The organism is Duganella sp. 1411 (assembly GCF_017833525.1).
Lineage (GTDB): Bacteria > Pseudomonadota > Gammaproteobacteria > Burkholderiales > Burkholderiaceae_D > Rugamonas.
This window is the reverse complement of sequence record NZ_JAFICD010000001.1, coordinates 1029970-1049213: the sequence shown is the minus strand read 5'-3', so window position 1 is coordinate 1049213 and position 19244 is coordinate 1029970. Positions and strand designations below refer to the sequence as shown.

Here is a 19244-nt window from a genome sequence, read left to right as displayed (position 1 = left end):
GGCTAGCGGCTCTTGCGCATGTCGCGCACCTGCGCCGGCGTGAGCACCGCCTTGCCCTTGTTCAGATCCACGCTGACGTAGTTGATCACGGCCGCGATGTCGTCGTCGCTCAGGTCCTGGGGCGGCATCACGCCGTTATAGTGCTCGCCGTTGACGACCATCTCGCCGCTGCGGCCATTGAGCACGATGTGCGCCATCTCATATGGCCGTTGCTGGAAGAAGTCCGAGTTGGCCAGCGGCGGGAACACGCCCGCGACGCCCTTGCCGTCGGACTGGTGGCAGGCCGCACAGCTGCTGTCGAAGACGGCCTTGCCGCGCGTCTGTTGCGCGTGATCGATGTCCGTCGCGGCGGCGACTGCCGGTTTGGCGGCGGGCTTCTCCACAGACTTGGCGGCCACTTTCGCGGTGACGGGCGCGCCGGCGGCGGCCAGCGGCTGCTTGATGCCCTTGCCGTAGATGGCCGGCCGTTCCGGTCCGCTGACCGCCATCAGGCCGATGGCGCCCTTGTTGAAGGCGCGCGTGAGCGAATGGTCGACCAAGGTCAGGTTGCCCGGCACGCGCGGGGTGAATTCGACAATGGTCGAGCCGCCGGCCGGCACCATCGTGGTCTGCACGTTCTCCTGGAAATGGCTGCCGCCCTCGGTGTACACGCGGTCGAAGATGGCGCCGATCACGTGGAAGCTCGACGTGATATTCGGTCCGCCGACGCCGAAGAACAGCCGCACCTTTTCGTCGGTCTTGGCGGTGAGCGCGTTGGCGCCGGTGAGCGCGCCGTCGGCGCCGTTGAAGACGATGTAGGTCGGCTTCTCGTCGATCGCCTTCTGCATGTCGAAATTCTGCAGGCCGGGCGCGCGGTAGATGCCGTTGGTGTAGAAGTCGCCCTGCATCACGTAGTATTCGCGGTCGACGGGGGCCATGCCTTCCTTCGGTTCGACCAGGATCATGCCGTACATGCCGTTAGCCACGTGCATGCCGACCGGCGCGGTGGCGCAGTGGTAGACGTACAAGCCCGCCGCCAGCGCCTTGAAGGTGAAACTGGCCTCGTTGCCGGGGGCGATCAGGGTCTGGCCGGCGCCGCCACCCGGGCCGGTGACGGCGTGCAGGTCGATATTGTGCGGCAGCTTGTTGTCGGCCAGGTTTTGCAGGTGCAGCTCGACGGTGTCGCCTTCGCGCACGCGGATCATTTTGCCCGGCACGGTGCCGCCGAAGGTCCAGAAGGTGTAGCGCGTGCCCGGCGCGATCTCGCGCTCGACTTCCTCCACCGTGAGGTTGACCACCACGTGGGCGGCGGTCTTGCGGGTGATACGCGGCGGTAGCAGCGGCGGCGCCACCAGCTCCTGGGTGATCACTGGCAGTGCGGATTCGGTGGCGGCCGTGGCGGTGCCGGGCATCATGGCCAGCAGGGCGCCGGCGGTGGCCAGGCAGGCCGCGGCAAGCTTGAATTGGGTTTTCATCTTATTTCACCTTATGCGTTTGATTGGCTGCATCCATCGAACAGGATGCGGCTTCATGCTAAGTGCGTTGGGCGCGGGAATCCATGATCTGGATTCTGGAAATCGCAAGCGGTCAGTCGGTGGCGACGAGGAAGTCGATCACCACCTGGCCGGGCTGGCGCGCGACGTAAGCGGCTTTGACGCGGTTGCCGTAGATCCGTTCGATTTGCGCCAGCAGCGGCAGCGGATCGTGGTCGTTACAAAAGCGCATGATCTCGCCGGGGTTGAGCGACTCCAGCGCGCCGAAAATGGCCGCGTGGCGGAAGCGCTTGGCGACGCCGCGCGCGTCGAAGGGATAGATGCCGTCCGGGCCGGACGGAAGCGAGCAATCGTGGGACATGGTGTACTCCTGTATGCGTTAAATGGGATAGGGGTTGTGGGCCTTCCCGCATCGCGCGGGAAGGCCCGGTGGGTCAGGCGCGGCGCACGCCGGCGGCGGCGATGGCCTTGGCCTTGCGGGCGCCGGCGATCAGGCGCCAGGCGAACAGCGCCAGGAACAGGGTGCCGATCGAGAACACGATGTCGCCCGGGACGCGCATCCATACCAGCGTCTCCATGACCTTGGAGTGGACCACTTCCGGCGAGCGGGCGAACCACATGCCGGTGCCGATGCTGGCCCAGGCCTGGTAGATCCCGGCCGGCACCAGCGAGATGAACACCATCATCGCCAGGCCGATGTTCAGGCACCAGAACATTGGCCGCAGCAGGGCGTCGGACCAGGCCAGGCGTTCGCTCAGGCCGCGCAGGCAGAACAGCAGCAGGCCGATGCCCAGCATGCCGTAGACGCCAAACAGCGCGGCGTGGCCGTGGGCGGCCGTCATGTTCAGGCCCTGCATGTAGTACAGCGCGATCGGCGTGTTGATCGTGAAGCCGAGCAGGCCGGCGCCGACGGTGTTCCAGAAGCCCACCGCGATGAAGCACAGGATCGGCCACTTGTAGCTTTGCACCCACGGCGCGGCCTTCGAGCGCTGCAGGTTGCGCCAGGCTTCGACGCCGATCATCGACAGCGGCACCACTTCCAGCGCCGAGAACATGGCGCCGATGGCGATGACGAAGGTCGGCGTGCCGGTGAAGTACAGGTGGTGCAGCGTGCCGAGGATGCCGCCGAACAGGAACACGATGGTCTCGAGCACGATGGCGCTGTTGGCCGAGGCGGCGCGGATCAGGCCCAGACGGGTGAACAGCAGCGCGATGACGGCGGTGGCGAAGACCTCGAAGAAGCCCTCGACCCACAGGTGCACCAGCCACCAGCGCCAGTATTCGATCATCGAATAGTGGCTATGACGGCCCCAGGTCAGCGAGGTGGCGTAGAAGCCGCCGATGCACAGCGCGGCCAGGAACACCATGACGATCAGGCCACGGCTTTCCGACGGTTTTTTCAGCGCCGGCCACAGCGCGCGGCCCAGCAGCAGGACCCAGAACAGCAGACCGACGAACAGCAGGATCTGCCAGATGCGGCCCATGCTGGTGAATTCCAGGCCCTGGTTGCCGAGCCAGAAGGCGAAGGCGGTGCCCTTGTGTTGCAGCGATCCGAGCCAGCCCATGGCGGTCGAGCCGACCACGATGAACAGCAGCGCGTAGAACAGCACGTTCACGCCCAGCGCCTGGAAGCGCGGCTCGTGGCCGGAGATGGCCGGCGCGATGTACAGGCCCGTGGCCAGCCAGGCGGTGGCGATCCACAGCACCGCGAACTGGGTGTGGATGGTGCGGCTGACAACGAACGGCAGCAGCTCGGCCAGCGGGAAGCCGAAGAAGCTCTGCCCCTCGACGGCGTAGTGGGCGGTGATGACGCCCATGCCGACCTGCGCCAGGATCAGGCCGATGACGACGAAGAAGTATTTTTTGGTCGCCCGCATCGACGCCGTCGGCTTCAGGCTGAACAGCGGATCGTCCTTGGGCGGCACCGGATCGGCGTCCTCCTTGGCCATCGAGTGGTACATCACCATCGCGGCGATGGCGCCGATCATCAGGATGATGCTGGCGATCGACCACACGCCGGCGCCGGCGCTGGGACGGTTGTCGATCAGCGGCTCATGCGGCCAGTTGCTGGTGTAGCTCAGGTCGACGGCGCCGGGGCGGTCGGTGCCGGCGGCCCAGGCCGACCAGAACACGAACGCCGGCAGCGCGCGCAGGTCGTCGGCGTCGGTGATCGAGTTGGCGTTCATCGCGTACTGTTCGCGCAGATGGTCGAGCGCGCGGGCGTCGCCGAACAGGTCGGTGTAGTGGCGGGCGACGCTGCGCACGGCGGCGGCGCGGTCGGCCGACAGCACGATGGTGCCGCGCGCGGCGTCGTAGGTGTTGCGCCGCAGTTCGTCCTTGAGGCGGGCGTTGAGCGCGGCCTGGGCCGGCTTGTCGAGCCGGTCGAAGTCGACGCCGTGGTCGCGCAGGGCCCAGATCTGGCGCAGTGCGAGCGCCTCGCGGTGCAGCCAGTCGGCCGACCAGTCGGGCGCGACGTAGCTGCCGTGGCCCCAGACGGTGCCGAGCTGCTGGCCGCCGGCCGACAGCCAGGCTTGCTGGCCGCGGTCGACCTGGCCCTCGGCGAACAGCACATCGCCGTCGGCACTGACGATTTGTTTGGGGATAGGCGGCGCGGTCAGGTAGATTTCCGCGCCGACCCAGCCGAGGACGGCGAAGGAGAGGACGCAGATGACGGCGAGCCAGGTCCAGAGCTTGCGTGTGGCGTGCATGGCATGGTTCCTTATGGTGGCTTGATGGGGGGCGTGGCTTCAACCCGCACTTCGGAAGAGGGGTCGGACCCCATGGGGTCCGACCCCGCAGCGGACCGTCGTGCGGGGTTGATGGCGCCGATTCTAGTCTTCCGGGATAAACATGTATATTCGATGCATGTTTTCCTTGATCCAGATTATGAGCAATTGCAACGGCCGTCAATCCCGCCTGTTCGACCTAGTCATTTCGGCGTAGGCGGCTAGTCTTCTTGCCTTGGGATAAGTAGCCGTCCTGCCGATTGGCGGCCTGTGCCGCCCCGCGTAACCTGATGCCATCCCTATGTGTATCAGGAGAATCAAGGTGTCAAATAACAATAAGGCAATCCGGGTGCTGGCCAGCAGCACCGTGTCGTTCACGATCTGCTTCGCGATCTGGATGATGTTCGCCGTGCTCGGCATTCCGATCAAGAAGATGCTGGGCCTGAACGAAACCGAATTCGGCCTGCTGGCCGCGATGCCGGTGCTGAGCGGCTCGCTGGTGCGGGTGCCGTTGGGCATCTGGTGCGACAAATACGGCGGCCGCATCGTGTTCTTCGTGCTGATGCTGTCCACCGTGCCGGCGATCTACCTGATCGGCATGGCCACGCAGTTCTGGCAATTCCTGGTGCTGGGGCTGTTCATCGGCCTGGCCGGCGGCTCGTTCTCGGTCGGCACGCCGTACGTGGCGCGCTGGTTCCCGCGCGAACGGCGCGGACTGGCGATGGGCATCTTCGGCGCCGGCAACTCCGGTTCGGCGCTGACCAAGTTCGTCGCCCCCGCCATCATCGCCGCCTGGGGCTGGCAAGCGCTGCCGACCGTGTACGCGGCCGCGATGCTGGTCACGGCGCTGCTGTTCTGGATGTTCTCGGCCACCGATCCGTCGCACCAGAGCGGCGCCAGCGTGCCGTTTTCCGAGCAGGTCAAGGTGCTCAAGGACCGCCGCGTGTGGCGCTACTGCCAATATTACTCGGTGGTGTTCGGCGGCTACGTCGGCCTGGCGCTGTGGATGACCAAATACTACGTCGGCGAATTCGGCTTCGACCTGCGCCTGGCGGCGCTGCTGGCGGCCTGCTTCTCGCTGCCGGGCGGCGTGCTGCGCGCGCTGGGCGGCTGGATCTCGGACCGCTACGGCGCCTACAAGGTCACCTGGTGGGTGATGTGGGTGTGCTGGGTGTGCTTCTTCCTGCTGTCGTACCCACCGACCGCGATGATCGTCAAGACCACCCATGGCGACGTCGGCATCAACCTGGCGCTGTCGCCGACGGTCTTCACCGCGCTGCTGTTCGTGGTCGGCACCGCGATGGCGGTCGGCAAGGCCTCGGTCTTCAAATTCATCGCCGACGATTTCAGCGACAACATCGGCGCCGTCTCGGGCGTGGTCGGGCTGGCCGGAGGGCTGGGCGGCTTCGTGCTGCCGATCATGTTCGGCGCGCTGCTCGACCTGACCGGCGTGCGGTCGAGCGCCTTCATGCTGCTGTACGGCGCGGTGTGCGTGTCGCTGGTGTGGATGCATTATTCGTTCCGCCCAGCCGCAACGGCGGCCGTGTCCGCCGCCGTGCCCGCCGCCGCCTGATTCATAACGATTTTAAGGAGAATACTATGAGCAAATACATGATTAACACGTGGGAGCCCGAAAGCTCCACGTTCTGGAGCAGCGGGGGCAGCGACACCGCCAACCGCAACCTGTGGATCTCGATCCCCGCGCTGGCGCTGGCGTTTGCCGTGTGGATGGTGTGGAGCGTGGTGGTGGTCAACCTGCCGGCCATCGGCTTCCAGTACAGCACCAACCAGCTGTTCTGGCTGACCGCGCTGCCCGGCCTGTCCGGCGCCACCTTGCGCATCTTCTATTCGTTCATGGTGCCGATCTTCGGCGGCCGCAAATGGACGACGATCTCGACCGCCTCGCTGCTGATCCCGGCCATCGGCATCGGCTTCGCGGTGCAGGACGTGACCACCGGCTATCCGACCATGCTGATCCTGGCGCTGTTGTGCGGCTTCGGCGGCGGCAACTTCGCCTCGTCGATGGCCAACATCAGCTTCTTCTACCCGAAGGCGAAAAAGGGCTACGCGCTGGGCATGAACGCCGGCCTGGGCAATCTGGGCGTGTCGGCGGTGCAGTTCGTCGTGCCGTTGGTGATCACCGCCGGCGTGTTCGGCAGCCTTGGCGGCGAGTCGCAAAACGCCGTCAAGGCCGGCGTCACCACCACCATGTGGCTGCAGAACGCCGGCTTCATCTGGGTACCATTCATCGTCGTCAGCAGCCTGCTGGCCTGGTTCGGCATGAACGACCTGGCCTCGGCCAAGGCCTCGTTCGCCGAGCAGGCGGTGATCTTCAAGCGCAAGCATAATTGGCTGATGTGCTGGCTCTACACCGGCACCTTCGGCTCCTTCATCGGTTACTCGGCCGGCTTCCCACTGCTGATCAAGACCCAGTTCCCGGATGTCAATCCGCTGCAATACGCCTTCCTCGGCCCCTTGGTCGGCGCGCTGGCGCGCGTCATCGGCGGCATCATCTCCGACAAGCTGGGCGGCGCCCGCGTCACCCTCTGGACCTTCGCCGTCATGATCGGCGCCGTCTATGGCGTCATCACCTTCCTGCCGCAGGGCGGCACCGGCGGCAGCTTCACCGGCTTCTTCTGGATGTTCATGCTGCTGTTCGCCGGCACCGGCGTCGGCAACGCCTCGACCTTCCGCATGATCCCGATCATCTTCCTGACCGAACGCCAGCGCGCCGCCGCCGGCCAGCCGCACGCGGTGCAGCAGCAAGCCATCGTCGACGCCAACAAGGAGGGCGCCGCCGTGCTGGGCTTCACCTCGGCCATCGCAGCCTACGGCGCCTTCTTCATTCCGAAGAGCTACGGCACCTCGATCGCCCTGACCGGCGGTCCGGACGCGGCGCTGTGGGGCTTCATCGCCTTCTACGTCAGCTGCATCGCCATCACCTGGTGGTGCTACGCCCGCAAAAACGCGGACATGCCTTGCTAACACGGAGAACCACCATGCCAGCCGACGCCAAACCAGGCACCACGCCAGCCGCCAGGGTGATTCCGCTGACCCCGTCGGTGGAATTCGACGCCGCGCTGGTGCGCAAGCTCAACCAGACCGGGCCGCGCTATACCTCGTATCCGACGGCGGACCGGTTCAGCGGCGACTTCGGCCCCGGGCAATACCGGGCCGCCGTCGCCAGCCTGGACACGGACGGTGAGCGCTCTCCGCTGTCGCTGTATGTGCACATCCCGTTTTGCGAATCGCTGTGCTACTACTGCGGCTGCAACAAGATCATCACGCAGGACCACAGCAAGGCCGCTGAATACCTCGGCTACCTGTACCGCGAGATCGCGCTGCAGGGCGCGCTGCTGGCCGGCCGCAACCGGGTCGACCAGCTGCACTTCGGCGGCGGCACGCCAACCTACCTGAGCGACGGGCAGATGGACGAGCTGCTCTCCACCTTGCGTGCGCACTTCGATTTCGCCGCCGACGACGAGGGCGAATTCTCGATCGAGGTCGATCCGCGCACGGTCACGCCGGCGCGCATCGCCACGTTGCGCCGGCAGGGCTTCAACCGCATCAGCCTGGGCATCCAGGATTTCGACCCGGCGGTGCAGCGTGCCGTCAACCGGGTGCAATCGCACGAACAGACGCTGGAGGTGCTGGAGGCGGCGCGCGCCAACGGCTTCCGCTCGATCAGCGTCGACTTGATCTACGGCCTGCCGCTGCAAAGCGTGGCCAGCTTCGGGCCGACGCTCGACAAGATCGTCGCCGCGCGGCCGGACCGCATCGCCGTCTACAACTACGCGCACATGCCGCGGCTGTTCAAGGCGCAGCGGCTGATCGTCGAGGAAGAGCTGCCGGACGCCGAGACCAAGCTGGCCATGCTGGGGCTGTGCATCGAGCGCCTGACGGCCGCCGGTTACGTCTACATCGGCATGGACCACTTCGCGCTGCCGGACGACGACCTGGCGCGTAGCCAGCGCGAGGGCGGCCTGCAGCGCAACTTCCAGGGCTACTCGACGCACGCGGACGCGCCGATGGTGGCGCTGGGCGTGTCGGCCATCAGCGCCGTCGGCGCCAGCTACAGCCAGAACGAAAAGACGCTGGCGGCCTATTATGAACGGCTCGACCGCGGCGAGCTGCCGATCGCGCGCGGCATCGCGCTGAGCGACGACGACCTGCTGCGGCGCGCCGTGATCGGGCAGTTGATGTGCGACTTCGAGCTGGATTACGCGCGCCTGGCGCTGCCGGGTGGCGTCGACGCCCGCAGCTATTTCGCCGCCGAGATCGAACGGCTCAAGCCGCTGGAGGACGAGGGCCTGTTATGCATCGGCAGCAAGGGCCTGAAGGTCAAGATGCGCGGGCGCCTGTTGATACGCAATATCTGCATGGCCTTCGACAGCTACCTGCACGCGCCGGCGCCGGAAGGCCCGGCACTGGCGCGCTACTCGCGAACCATTTGAGGTATGGGCATGGACAAGAAACAGATCAAGGTGCAGACCTTCCTGGCGCGCATGCCGCTGTTCAATTCGATGGGGGCGGCGGAGCTCGACCGCCTGGCGCTCGGTACCACCGAGCGGCATGTCGAGCGCGGCGAGATCGTGTTCCAGCGCGGCGAGCCGTGCCTTGGTTTCCACCAGGTGCTGTACGGCCAGGTCAAGCTGTCGTTCACCTCGGTGTCCGGCAACGAGAAGGTGATCGAGCTGATCGGCCCGGGCCACAGTTTCGGGCAAGCGCTGATGTTCATGGGCAGCCCGTACATCGTCTCGGCCCAGGCCACCGAGGACACGCTGCTGCTGCACGTGTCGAAGGCGGCGATCTACCGCGAGATCCACAACGACCCGGAATTCGCCTGCAAGATGCTGGCCGGCCTGAGCCAGCGCATGCACAGCCTGATGTGCGACATGGAATCGTACTCGCTGCGCTCGGGCACGCAGCGGGTGGTGGGCTACCTGCTCAAGGAACTGACCGAGGACGGCCCGGTCGAGCTGACCTTGCCGGTGACGAAGGCGGTGCTGGCGTCGCGGCTGAACCTGACGCCGGAGCATTTCTCCCGCATCCTCACCGAGCTCAGCACCCAGCGACTGATCGCCGTCAAGGGCCGCAAGATCAACATTGCCGACGCCGCCGCGCTGCGCCGCTGCGCCGGTTGAAGGAAATATCATGCAGGACATCGAAAAATTCATCGGCGGCTTCAGCCGCTTCCAGCAACAATATTTCAACGACAGCCAAAGCTTGTACGACAACCTGCGCGCGGGGCAGCGGCCGCGCACCTTGCTGATCGGCTGTTGCGACTCGCGGGTCGATCCGGTGCTGCTGACGGGCAGCGACCCCGGCGACATGTTCGTCGTGCGCAACATCGCCAACCTGGTGCCGCCGTGCACGCCGACGGCCTCGGCCGGGGTCAGCTCGGCGATCGAATTCGCCGTCTGCGATCTTGAGGTCGAGCGCGTGATCGTGCTTGGGCACGCCCGTTGCGGCGGCATTCGGGCGTTGATGGCGCCGCGTCCGGCCGCGCGCGAGACCGATTTCGTCGGCCAGTGGATGCGCATCGCCGAACCGGTGGCGGCGCGCGTGCGGCGCGAACTGGGGCACCGCGACAGCGCCGAGCAGCACCACGCGTGCGAGCTGGCCAGCATCCTGCTGTCGCTGGACAATTTGCTGACGTATCCATGGCTCCAGCGGCGGGTAGAGGAGGGCAAGCTCAAGCTGCACGGCTGGTATTTCGACCTCGAGAGCGGGGCGCTGATGGCGTATTCGGCGCGGCAGCAGCAATTTCTGCCGCTGGTGTGTCCATTGCCCGCGCGCGCGATGGCTGAGGCGTCGGCGTAAAGAAGATCCACGTAGGGCGGATTAGCGTAGCGTAATCCGCCATGCATGCGCCGTCGGCGGCCCATAGATGGCGGATTACGGCTTCGCCTAATCCGCCCTACGTGTTACTTGGCTTTGGCGGGGCCGGCGGCGCGTCGTTGGCATTCAACCCAAACGTATCCCAATCGTCGCCGAACAGCTCGACCGGGTGCTGGGTGCGGTCCGAGCCGTTACCACAGATCATGTCGCTGGCGGCGCAGTAGCGGTCGCATCCCCAGCAGATCAGCTCCGGCTTGGCCGGATGGATCGGGAAGATCTTGGCCATGACGGCCTCAGGCGTGATGCAGCAGGTCGCCGCTGCGGTCGAACGCCAACAGCCTGTCCATCTGGCCGTTTTGTATCGCCGACAACATCTTGTTCAATGCCGCGTCCGTCTGCTTGTGGTCGGGCAGCACCCCGCCCTGGCCCGATAGCGTGGTCACCAACACCACATCCCACGGCTGGCCCATGCGGCCGGCTTCTTCGGCCAGGTTGTCGAAGGTATCCAGCTCGCCAACCTGTTTGTCGACGCACATCACCGGCACCAGGGTGGCGCGGCCGGGCGCGCCGTTTTCTTCCGGCTCGGCGACCGCGAACGTCATCAGCAGACGCTGCGGTTGCGGTTGCACGGCGGCGGCGATCAGCAGTTCTTCAAAGGTGGCGATATTCATAATGTTCCTCTCGGGTTGGTGGATACAGTGGTCCTCAGCCTCCGTTATACCGTGCCCCCGCGCGGTCGCCCATCGCCATGAATGACTAGTCCGTCTAGTTCCTTTGCCGTCTATGACGCCGGGAAATCCTTGATGCGCATCATGGATCGCGGCGGCGGAGGCGCTCGACAATGGACGCGCGGCACAAGGTGTGCCCGCATGAGGGGGAATGATGTCGAAACAATTGAGCCGCCGCGCGGCGGGCGTGTTGGCGCTGGCGGCGGCGCTGGTCACGGTGGTGGTATTTCGCGGGTATGGCACGGCGGCCGTGGCGTCGCCCGTGCCGTTGTCGGACGCGCGCTGCGATCCGCCGCTGTCGACGGGGCGGAGCGCCGTGTCGGCGCAGATACGGTATGACAGCGGGCTGGTGTTGCGTTATTGCGGCGTGCAGTCGATGTTCGCGCAGCTGGGTGCGCAGGAGCAGCCGGGGTTGGTGCGGGCGGTGTATGTGTTTACCGTCGATGGTGGGTGGATCGACGCGCGGCTCGCGCTTTATCTGCGGCGGTCGGGCGGCGTCGCGCTCGCCTATGCGCGGGCGGCCGTGGTCGAGGGTGATGTGCTTAGTTATTCGCAATTGCTGCGGGCGTGCGCGCGGGGGGATTGTGGCGCCTGACGGCGTTGCGTTGTTGGCGGCATCGCGGCGGCCCGCAGCCCGGGCATGCGTCTAAATCACGTAGGGCGGATTAGCGTAGCGTAATCCGCCATTGCGCGCGTCTCGACGGCTCATGGAATGGCGGATTACGGCGTTCCGCCTAATCCGCCCTACGTGTCTCCTTGGTATCGCGCGGGCGGTTGATCCGCCATGCACGCTCTGCCGGCGAATCAAAACCCGGCCTATCAAGCGGCGCAACCATCCAACTAGTCACTTAGGCGTAGGCCGACTAGTCCTTCTCCCACCCCACAGCCACCTTCTTGCCGATTCACATCATCCATTGCGCTCCGTAGACTGTGTCCCATAGTCGAGTCCGTGCATGTCGCATGCGACCGCATACCTGGCAAACGCCGGGTGCAAGTTAGGAGGCAGCATGAGTCACTTTCTGGATCGCCTGAAGTTCTTCAATAAAACCACGTCGACGTTCTCCGACGGCCACGGCGCCGTCGTGCACGAAGATCGCACCTGGGAAAACGCCTACCGCCAACGTTGGCAGCACGACAAAATCGTGCGCTCCACGCACGGCGTCAACTGCACCGGCTCGTGCAGCTGGAAGGTGTATGTGAAGAACGGCCTGATCACCTGGGAAACCCAGCAAACCGATTATCCGCGCACCCGCCCGGACCTGCCCAACCACGAGCCGCGCGGCTGCCCACGCGGCGCCAGCTATTCCTGGTACGTCTATTCGGCCCAGCGCGTCAAATACCCGATGGTGCGCGGCCGCTTGATGGAAATGTGGCGCGAGGCGCGCAAAACAATGGACCCGGTCACCGCCTGGGACTACATCAGCCAGAACCCCGAACGCGCGGCCCGCTACAAGTCGATCCGCGGCCTGGGCGGCTTCGTGCGCGCCACCTGGGACGAGAGCAACGAGATGATCGCCGCCGCCAACGCGCTGACGATCAAGAAATACGGCCCGGACCGCATCGTCGGGTTCTCGCCGATTCCCGCGATGTCGATGGTCAGCTACGCCGCCGGCACCCGCTATCTGTCGCTGATCGGCGGCGTGGCGCTGAGCTTCTATGACTGGTACTGCGACTTGCCGCCGGCCAGCCCGCAGGTGTGGGGCGAGCAGACCGACGTGCCGGAATCGGCCGACTGGTACAACTCGACCTACCTGATGGTGTGGGGCTCGAACGTGCCGATGACGCGCACCCCCGACGCCCACTTCTACACCGAGGTGCGCTACAAGGGCACCAAGACGGTGGCCGTGTCGTCCGACTTCGGCGAAATGGCCAAGTTCGGCGACATCTGGCTGGCGCCCAAGCAGGGCACGGACGCCGCGCTGGCGATGGCCATGGGCCATGTGATCCTGAAGGAATACCACACCGCGCAACAGTCGCAGTACTTCAAGGAGTACGCCAAGCAATACACCGACTTCCCGATGCTGGTGCTGCTCAAGGAGCAGAACGGCACCCTGGCGCCCGAATACTTCCTGCGCGCCTCGCACCTGGCCAACAACCTCGACGAGACCAATAATCCGGACTGGAAAACCCTCGTCATCGACGAGGCCAGCGGCCGCATCGTGGCGCCGGCCGGTTCGATCGGCTTCCGCTGGGGCGAGGCCGGCAAGTGGAACCTGGAGATGAAGGAGGGCGGCAACAACGCTCCCGTCGATCCGCAACTGTCCCTGCTGGGCAATAGCGACGAGGTGGTCGCGGTCGGCTTCCCTTACTTCGGCGGCAAGGACAGCAGCGATATGCTGATGCGTAACGTGCCGGCCAAGCGCCTGACCCTGGCCGACGGCAGCAGCGTGCTGGTCGCCACCGTGTTCGACCTGACCCTGGCCAACTACGGCATCGACCGTGGCCTGGGCGGCGGCAACGTCGCCACCAGCTACGACGACGACGTCCCTTACACCCCGGCCTGGCAGGTCAAGCACACCGGCGTCAAGGCCGAGGACGTGATCACCGTGGCGCGCCAGTTCGCCGAGAACGCCGACCAGACCCGTGGCAAGAGCATGGTCATCGTCGGCGCCGCGCTGAACCACTGGTACCACATGGACATGACCTATCGCGGCATCATCAACATGCTGATGATGTGCGGCTGCGTCGGCCAATCGGGCGGCGGCTGGGCGCATTACGTGGGCCAGGAAAAACTGCGTCCGCAAACCGGCTGGACCCCGCTGGCGTTCGCCCAGGATTGGAACCGCCCGATGCGCCAGATGAACGGCACCTCGTTCTTCTACGCCCATACCAGCCAGTGGCGCCATGAAAAGCTGCACACCGAGGAAATCTCGTCGCCAACGGCCGGCCCCGACGTCGCGCCGATGACCTTGTTGGACTACAACGCCAAGGCCGAGCGCATGGGCTGGTTGCCGTCGGCGCCGCAGCTGCAAACCAATCCGCTGGAGGTCACCCGCGCCGCCGCCGCCGCCGGCATGACGGCGGTCGATTACGCGGTCGACCAGATCAGGAACAAGAAACTGGAGTTCTCCTGCGACGACCCGGACAACCCGGCCAACTTCCCGCGCAATATGTTCGTGTGGCGCTCCAACATCCTGGGCAGCTCGGGCAAGGGCCACGAGTACTTCCTGAAGTACCTGCTGGGCACGCAAAACGCGCTGATGAGCGACGAGAACAATTGCATCAAGCCGCGCGACGTCAAGGTGCGTCCGGCCGCCGAGGGCAAGCTCGATCTGCTGGTGGTGCTGGACTTCCGCATGTCGACCACCTGCCTGTACGGCGACATCGTGCTGCCGACCGCCACCTGGTACGAGAAGGACGACCTGAACACGTCCGACATGCACCCGTTCATCCATCCACTGTCCGAAGCCGTGCAGCCGCTGTGGCAGTCGAAGTCGGACTGGGAAATCTACAAGGGCATCGCCAAGAAGTTCGAGGAAATCGGCGGCGCCTACCTGGGCAAGCAGCAGGATCTGGTGCTGACCCCGCTGATGCACGACACCCCCGGCGAACTGGGCCAGCCGTTCGATCCGAAGGACTGGCGCGCCGGCGAGTGCGAGCCGATCCCCGGCAAGACCATGCCGAACTTCACCGTGGTGGAGCGCGACTATACGCAGATTTACCAGAAGTTCACCTCGATCGGCCCGTTGCTGGAGAAGCTGGGCAACGGCGGCAAGGGCATCGGCTGGAAGACGGGCCACGAGGTCGACGTGCTGCGCGGCATCAACCGCACGGTGCAGACGCCGGGCGTGGCGCACGGCCAGCCGCGCCTGGACACGGCCATCGACGCCGCCGAGATGATCCTGTCGCTGGCGCCGGAAACCAACGGCCACGTGGCGGTCAAGGCGTGGGACGCGCTGTCGAAGATCACCGGCCGCGACCACACGCACCTGGCGCTGCCGCGCGAGCACGACACGATCCGCTTCCGCGACGTGCAGGCCCAGCCGCGCAAGATCATCTCCTCGCCGACCTGGTCGGGGCTGGAGTCGGAAGAGGTCAGCTACAACGCCTGCTACACCAATGTGCACGAACTGATCCCATGGCGCACCCTGACCGGCCGCCAGCAGTTCTACCAGGATCACCGCTGGATGCGCGATTTTGGCGAGGGGTTGTGCGTCTACAAGCCGGCCATCAACACCAAGACCACCACGGCGATGCTGGGCGCGGTGCCGAACGGCAACAAGGAAATCGCGCTGAACTTTATTACGCCGCACCAGAAATGGGGCATCCACTCGACCTACTCGGACAACCTGCGCATGCTGACCCTGTCGCGTGGCGGTCCGCACGTGTGGCTGTCGGAGACCGACGCCAAGGCGGCCGGCATCGTCGACAACGACTGGATCGAGGTGTTCAACGTCAACGGCACCCTGACCGCCCGCGCCATCGTCAGCCAGCGCGTGCCGGAAGGGATGACCCTGATGTACCACGCACAGGAAAAGATCATCAACGTGCCGGGTTCGGAGCAGTCGGGCAAGCGCGGCGGCATCCACAACTCGGTGACGCGGGCGGTGACCAAGCCGACCCACATGATCGGCGGCTACGCGCAACTGTCGTGGGGCTTCAACTACTACGGCACGGTCGGCTCCAACCGCGATGAATTCGTGTTGGTGCGCAAGATGAACAAGATTGACTGGCTGGAAGGCCCGCTGAAAGAAGAACAAGGGAGCATGGTATGAAAATCAGAGCGCAAATCGGCATGGTGCTGAACCTGGACAAGTGCATCGGCTGCCACACCTGCTCGGTCACGTGTAAAAACGTCTGGACCAGCCGCGACGGCGTCGAGTACGCGTGGTTCAACAACGTCGAGACCAAGCCCGGCATCGGCTATCCGAAGCATTGGGAAAACCAGGACAAGTGGAACGGCGGCTGGCGCCGCACCGACGCCGGCAAGATCGAGCCGCGCCAGGGCAGCCGTTTGAAAATCCTGGCGCAGATCTTCGCCAACCCGAACCTGCCGCAGATCGACGAGTACTACGAGCCGTTCACCTACGACTACGAGCGCCTGCAGAACGCGCCGCTGTCGGAGACGCCGCCGACCGCCCGTCCGATCTCCGTCATCACCGGCAAGAAGATGGACAAGATCGAGTGGGGCCCGAATTGGGAGGACGACCTGGGCGGCGAATTCGCCCAGCGCAGCCAGGACACGCTGTTCAACAACATGCAGAAGGAGATGTACGGCACCTTCGAGAACACCTTCATGATGTACCTGCCGCGCCTGTGCGAGCATTGCCTGAACCCGACCTGCGTGGCCTCGTGCCCGTCCGGCTCGGTGTACAAGCGCGAGGACGACGGCATCGTGCTGATCGACCAGGACAAGTGCCGCGGCTGGCGCATGTGCATCTCCGGCTGCCCGTACAAGAAGATTTATTACAACTGGTCGTCGGGCAAGGCCGAGAAGTGCACCTTCTGCTACCCGCGCATCGAAGCCGGCCAGCCGACCGTGTGCTCGGAAACCTGCGTGGGCCGCATCCGCTACCTCGGCGTGCTGCTGTACGACGCCGACAAGATCGAAGCGGCGGCCTCGGTGGCCGATCCGCGCGACCTGTATCCGTCGCAGCTCGGCCTGTTCCTCGATCCGCACGATCCGGCCATCATCGAAGAGGCGCGGCGCCAGGGCATTCCCGATTCGTGGCTGGAATCGGCCAAGCGTTCGCCGGTGTACAAGATGGCGGTCGAGTGGAAGGTGGCGTTCCCGCTGCATCCGGAATACCGCACCCTGCCGATGGTATGGTACATCCCGCCGCTGTCGCCGATCCAGGCCGCCGCCGAATCTGGCCGCATGGGCAAGAACGGCATCCTGCCGGACACCGCCAGCCTGCGCATTCCGGTGCAATACCTGGCCAACCTGCTGACGGCGGGCGACCAGCCGCCCGTGATCAAGGCGCTCGACCGCATGCTGGCGATGCGCGCCTACATGCGCAGCAAGAGCGTGCTGGGCGTGCCGGACCTCGAGGTATTGAAACAGGTCGGCCTGACGCCGGAAGTGGTCGAGGACATGTACCACATCATGGCCATCGCCAACTACGAGGACCGCTTCGTCATTCCTAGCAGCCACAAGGAAATGGCCGAGGACAGCTTCAACGAGAAGGGCAGTTGCGGCTTCAGCTTCGGCAACGGCTGTTCGGACGGCGTCAGCGACGCCAGCCTGTTCGGCAAACGCAAGCATGGTTCGGAGATCTTCATGTCGATGCCGAAATCACGGAAAAAGAAGGAGAACGTCGATGTCTGATACCCAACTCCACGTGCACGGCTACCAGGTGCTGTCGGCGCTGCTGCAGTATCCGGAGCCGGAGCTGCTGGCCGAGCAGGCCGAACTGAACCTGTTGTTGCTGGAAACACTGCCGCAGTGGCACGCGCAGCTGCAACCGTTGTTCGCCCACCTGGGCAGCACCACGCTGATCGACCTGCAGCAGCAATACGTGATGACGTTCGACCGCAACCCGTCGCACTCGCTGCACCTGTTCGAGCACATCCACGGCGAGTCGCGCGACCGCGGCCAGGCCATGGTCGACCTGCTGGCCGAGTACAGCAAGCACGGCCTGCAGATGGTCGGCGACGACCTGCCGGACTACGTGCCGCTGTTCCTGGAATTCCTGTCGCAGCAGGACAAGGACGAGGCCGAGCGCCTGCTGGGCGACGCCATCCACGTGCTGGCCTATATCGGCCGCAAGCTGCGCGCCAACGGCAGCCCGTACGCCTGCGTGTTCGAGCTGTTGCAGACGCTCACGCCGGTGCAGGCCGAGGAATTGAGCGAGCCGCCGGTGCGCGACATGGACGAGGCGCTGGAAACCTTCGGCCCCGGCGCCGACGGCATCGAGCCGCTGCTCAAGCCGCACATGCAGATACCGGGCGGCGTCCAGCCCGTCAATTTCTATCCCAAGGCGGCAGCGCCGCAGCGTCACTGAAGGAGAGCGCCATGAACTATCTGCATCAATTTTTGTTTGGAATCTATCCCTACCTCGCGCTGGCGATCTTCTTTCTGGGCAGCCTGATCCGCTTCGACCGCGAGCAGTACAGCTGGAAGTCGGAATCGAGCCAGACCCTCAATACCGGCCTGCTGCGCCTGGGCAGCCCGTTGTTCCACATCGGCGTGCTGGGCCTGTTCTTCGGCCACGCCGCCGGCCTGCTGACGCCGGTCTGGGTGTGGGACACCTTGGGCGTCACGCACGGCGCCAAGCAGCTGGTGGCGATGGTGGCAGGCGGCGTCATGGGCTCGCTGTGCCTGGTCGGCATCCTGATGTTGCTGGCGCGCCGTTTCAGCAACGACCGCGTGCGCGCCCGCACCACGTTCAAGGACAAGCTGGTTCTGTTGTGGCTGCTGGCGACCTTGCTGCTGGGGTTGTCGTCGATCTTCGCCTCGGCCGGCCACATGGACGGCCACATGATGGTGCTGTTGATGACCTGGGCGCAGCACGTGATCACCTTCCGTGGCGACGCCGCCGGCTTCATCGTCGACGCGCCGCTGGTGTTCAAGCTGCACCTGTTCATGGGCATGTCGCTGTTCGTGATCTTCCCGTTCACCCGCCTGGTGCACGTGTGGAGCGGCTTCGGCGCGCTTGGCTACCTGGGCCGCGCCTATCAGCTGGTGCGCTCGCGCTAACAAGGAGAACGATATGGGTATCGCAGTCAACGGCGTCGACATCGACGACAGCGCCATCGAGGCGGAAATCGGGCATCACCAGCAGGCGGACAACCCCCTGCGCGAGGCCGTGCACGAGGTGGTGCTGCGCCAGGTGCTGTTGCAGGAGGCGCGGCGGCTGGGCGTCGAGGGCGACAGCGACGACGACCGCATCGAGGCGCTGTTCGTGCGCGAGGTGACGGTGCCGCAGGCGGACGAGGAGGCTTGCCTGCGCTTCTATCAGAGCCAGCCGGAGCGTTATCGCAGCGGCGACCTGGTCGAGGCGCGCCACATCCTGTTCCAGGTGACGCCGGCGGCGCCGCTGGAACTGCTGCGCCAGACGGCCGAGCTGATCCTGGCCGAATTGCAGGCGCGGCCGGAGCGGTTCGACGAGCTGGCGCGGCAGTATTCGAATTGTCCGTCGGGCGCGGTTGGCGGCAGCCTGGGGCAACTGGGGCGAGGGCAGTGCGTGCCGGAGTTCGACGAGTTGCTGTTCCGGCTGCGGCCGGGCGAGCTGGCGGGAAGGTTGCTGGAGACGCGGTTTGGCTTGCACATCGTGCAGGCGCAACGCCGCGTCGAAGGCAAGGTGATTCCGTTCGAGACCGTGCGGGCGCAGATCGCCGACGAGCTGGGCCGGCAGTCGTGGCAGCGGGCGCTGCACCAGTATTTGCATATTCTGGTCGGCCGCGCCGGCATCGAGGGCGTCGACCTCGAGGGGGCGAGCTCGCCGCTGGTGCAGTAATCCGCCGCGCTTCCCCAGCGCGCACCCGCAGCGTCTGATCCCGCGCCTGAGACGCCCCGCCCCGTGCGGGGCGTCGCG

16 protein-coding genes are annotated in these 19244 nt (G+C 65.5%); 11 read left to right on the top strand and 5 right to left on the bottom strand.

Translation table 11 applies throughout. From position 1 onward, the window contains the following. Positions 1–2: 2 nt before the first annotated feature. From nirK to JOD97_RS04080, 3 genes are all read right to left on the bottom strand, one after another. Positions 3–1454, bottom strand: coding sequence for a copper-containing nitrite reductase (nirK, locus tag JOD97_RS04090; protein ID WP_209713540.1), 1452 nt, complete (start codon positions 1452–1454; stop codon positions 3–5). Between the two features lie 112 nt (positions 1455–1566). After that, a complete protein-coding gene (locus tag JOD97_RS04085; protein ID WP_209713538.1) occupies positions 1567–1833 on the bottom strand; it encodes a DUF2249 domain-containing protein in 267 nt (88 codons plus the stop codon). Between the two features lie 73 nt (positions 1834–1906). Then, positions 1907–4180, bottom strand: coding sequence for a nitric-oxide reductase large subunit (locus JOD97_RS04080; RefSeq protein ID WP_209713537.1), 2274 nt, complete (start codon positions 4178–4180; stop codon positions 1907–1909). A gap of 319 nt (positions 4181–4499) precedes the next feature. Here JOD97_RS04080 and JOD97_RS04075 point away from each other — a divergent pair, with 319 nt between their 5' ends. The 5 genes from JOD97_RS04075 to JOD97_RS04055 are packed head-to-tail and all read left to right on the top strand — an operon-like array spanning position 4500 to position 10021. After that, positions 4500–5771 (top strand): nitrate/nitrite transporter, encoded by a 1272-nt coding sequence (locus tag JOD97_RS04075; protein ID WP_209713535.1) that lies wholly within the window; start codon positions 4500–4502, stop codon positions 5769–5771. Positions 5772–5797: 26 nt separating this feature from the next. Then, positions 5798–7183, top strand: a complete 1386-nt coding sequence (locus JOD97_RS04070; RefSeq protein WP_209713533.1) for a NarK family nitrate/nitrite MFS transporter — start codon at positions 5798–5800, stop codon at positions 7181–7183. 14 nt (positions 7184–7197) lie between these two features. Next, positions 7198–8652 (top strand): oxygen-independent coproporphyrinogen III oxidase, encoded by a 1455-nt coding sequence (gene hemN, locus JOD97_RS04065; RefSeq protein ID WP_209713531.1) that lies wholly within the window; start codon positions 7198–7200, stop codon positions 8650–8652. A gap of 9 nt (positions 8653–8661) precedes the next feature. Continuing rightward, positions 8662–9342, top strand: coding sequence for a Crp/Fnr family transcriptional regulator (locus tag JOD97_RS04060; RefSeq protein ID WP_209713529.1), 681 nt, complete (start codon positions 8662–8664; stop codon positions 9340–9342). A 10-nt stretch (positions 9343–9352) separates the two neighbouring features. Continuing rightward, entirely contained in the window at positions 9353–10021 is a 669-nt protein-coding gene (locus JOD97_RS04055; RefSeq protein WP_209713527.1) for a carbonic anhydrase, read from the top strand. Between the two features lie 97 nt (positions 10022–10118). Here JOD97_RS04055 and JOD97_RS04050 read toward each other — a convergent pair whose 3' ends face one another. Beyond that, entirely contained in the window at positions 10119–10325 is a 207-nt protein-coding gene (locus JOD97_RS04050; RefSeq protein WP_209713525.1) for a DUF3079 domain-containing protein, read from the bottom strand. A gap of 7 nt (positions 10326–10332) precedes the next feature. Continuing rightward, on the bottom strand, positions 10333–10710 hold the full coding sequence (locus JOD97_RS04045; protein ID WP_209713523.1) for a hypothetical protein: 378 nt from the start codon (positions 10708–10710) through the stop codon (positions 10333–10335). A 208-nt stretch (positions 10711–10918) separates the two neighbouring features. On the opposite strand from JOD97_RS04045, the gene JOD97_RS04040 reads away from it, so the two are divergent. From JOD97_RS04040 to JOD97_RS04015, 6 genes are all read left to right on the top strand, one after another. Next, on the top strand, positions 10919–11362 hold the full coding sequence (locus JOD97_RS04040) for a hypothetical protein (protein WP_209713521.1): 444 nt from the start codon (positions 10919–10921) through the stop codon (positions 11360–11362). 412 nt (positions 11363–11774) lie between these two features. Then, complete coding sequence (locus JOD97_RS04035; RefSeq protein WP_209713519.1) at positions 11775–15482, top strand: nitrate reductase subunit alpha; 3708 nt, start codon at positions 11775–11777, stop codon at positions 15480–15482. Further along, positions 15479–17035, top strand: coding sequence for a nitrate reductase subunit beta (gene narH / locus JOD97_RS04030; RefSeq protein WP_209713517.1), 1557 nt, complete (start codon positions 15479–15481; stop codon positions 17033–17035). The genes JOD97_RS04035 and narH overlap by 4 nt, the downstream gene beginning before the upstream one ends. Further along, positions 17028–17711 carry a nitrate reductase molybdenum cofactor assembly chaperone gene (gene narJ / locus JOD97_RS04025; RefSeq protein WP_209713515.1) on the top strand — a complete coding sequence of 228 codons (684 nt, stop codon included), beginning with the start codon at positions 17028–17030 and terminating at the stop codon, positions 17709–17711. The genes narH and narJ overlap by 8 nt, the downstream gene beginning before the upstream one ends. An 11-nt stretch (positions 17712–17722) precedes the next feature. After that, positions 17723–18406 (top strand): respiratory nitrate reductase subunit gamma, encoded by a 684-nt coding sequence (gene narI / locus JOD97_RS04020; protein WP_209713513.1) that lies wholly within the window; start codon positions 17723–17725, stop codon positions 18404–18406. 13 nt (positions 18407–18419) lie between these two features. Then, positions 18420–19166 carry a peptidylprolyl isomerase gene (locus JOD97_RS04015; protein ID WP_209713511.1) on the top strand — a complete coding sequence of 249 codons (747 nt, stop codon included), beginning with the start codon at positions 18420–18422 and terminating at the stop codon, positions 19164–19166. Positions 19167–19244: the final 78 nt, after the last annotated feature.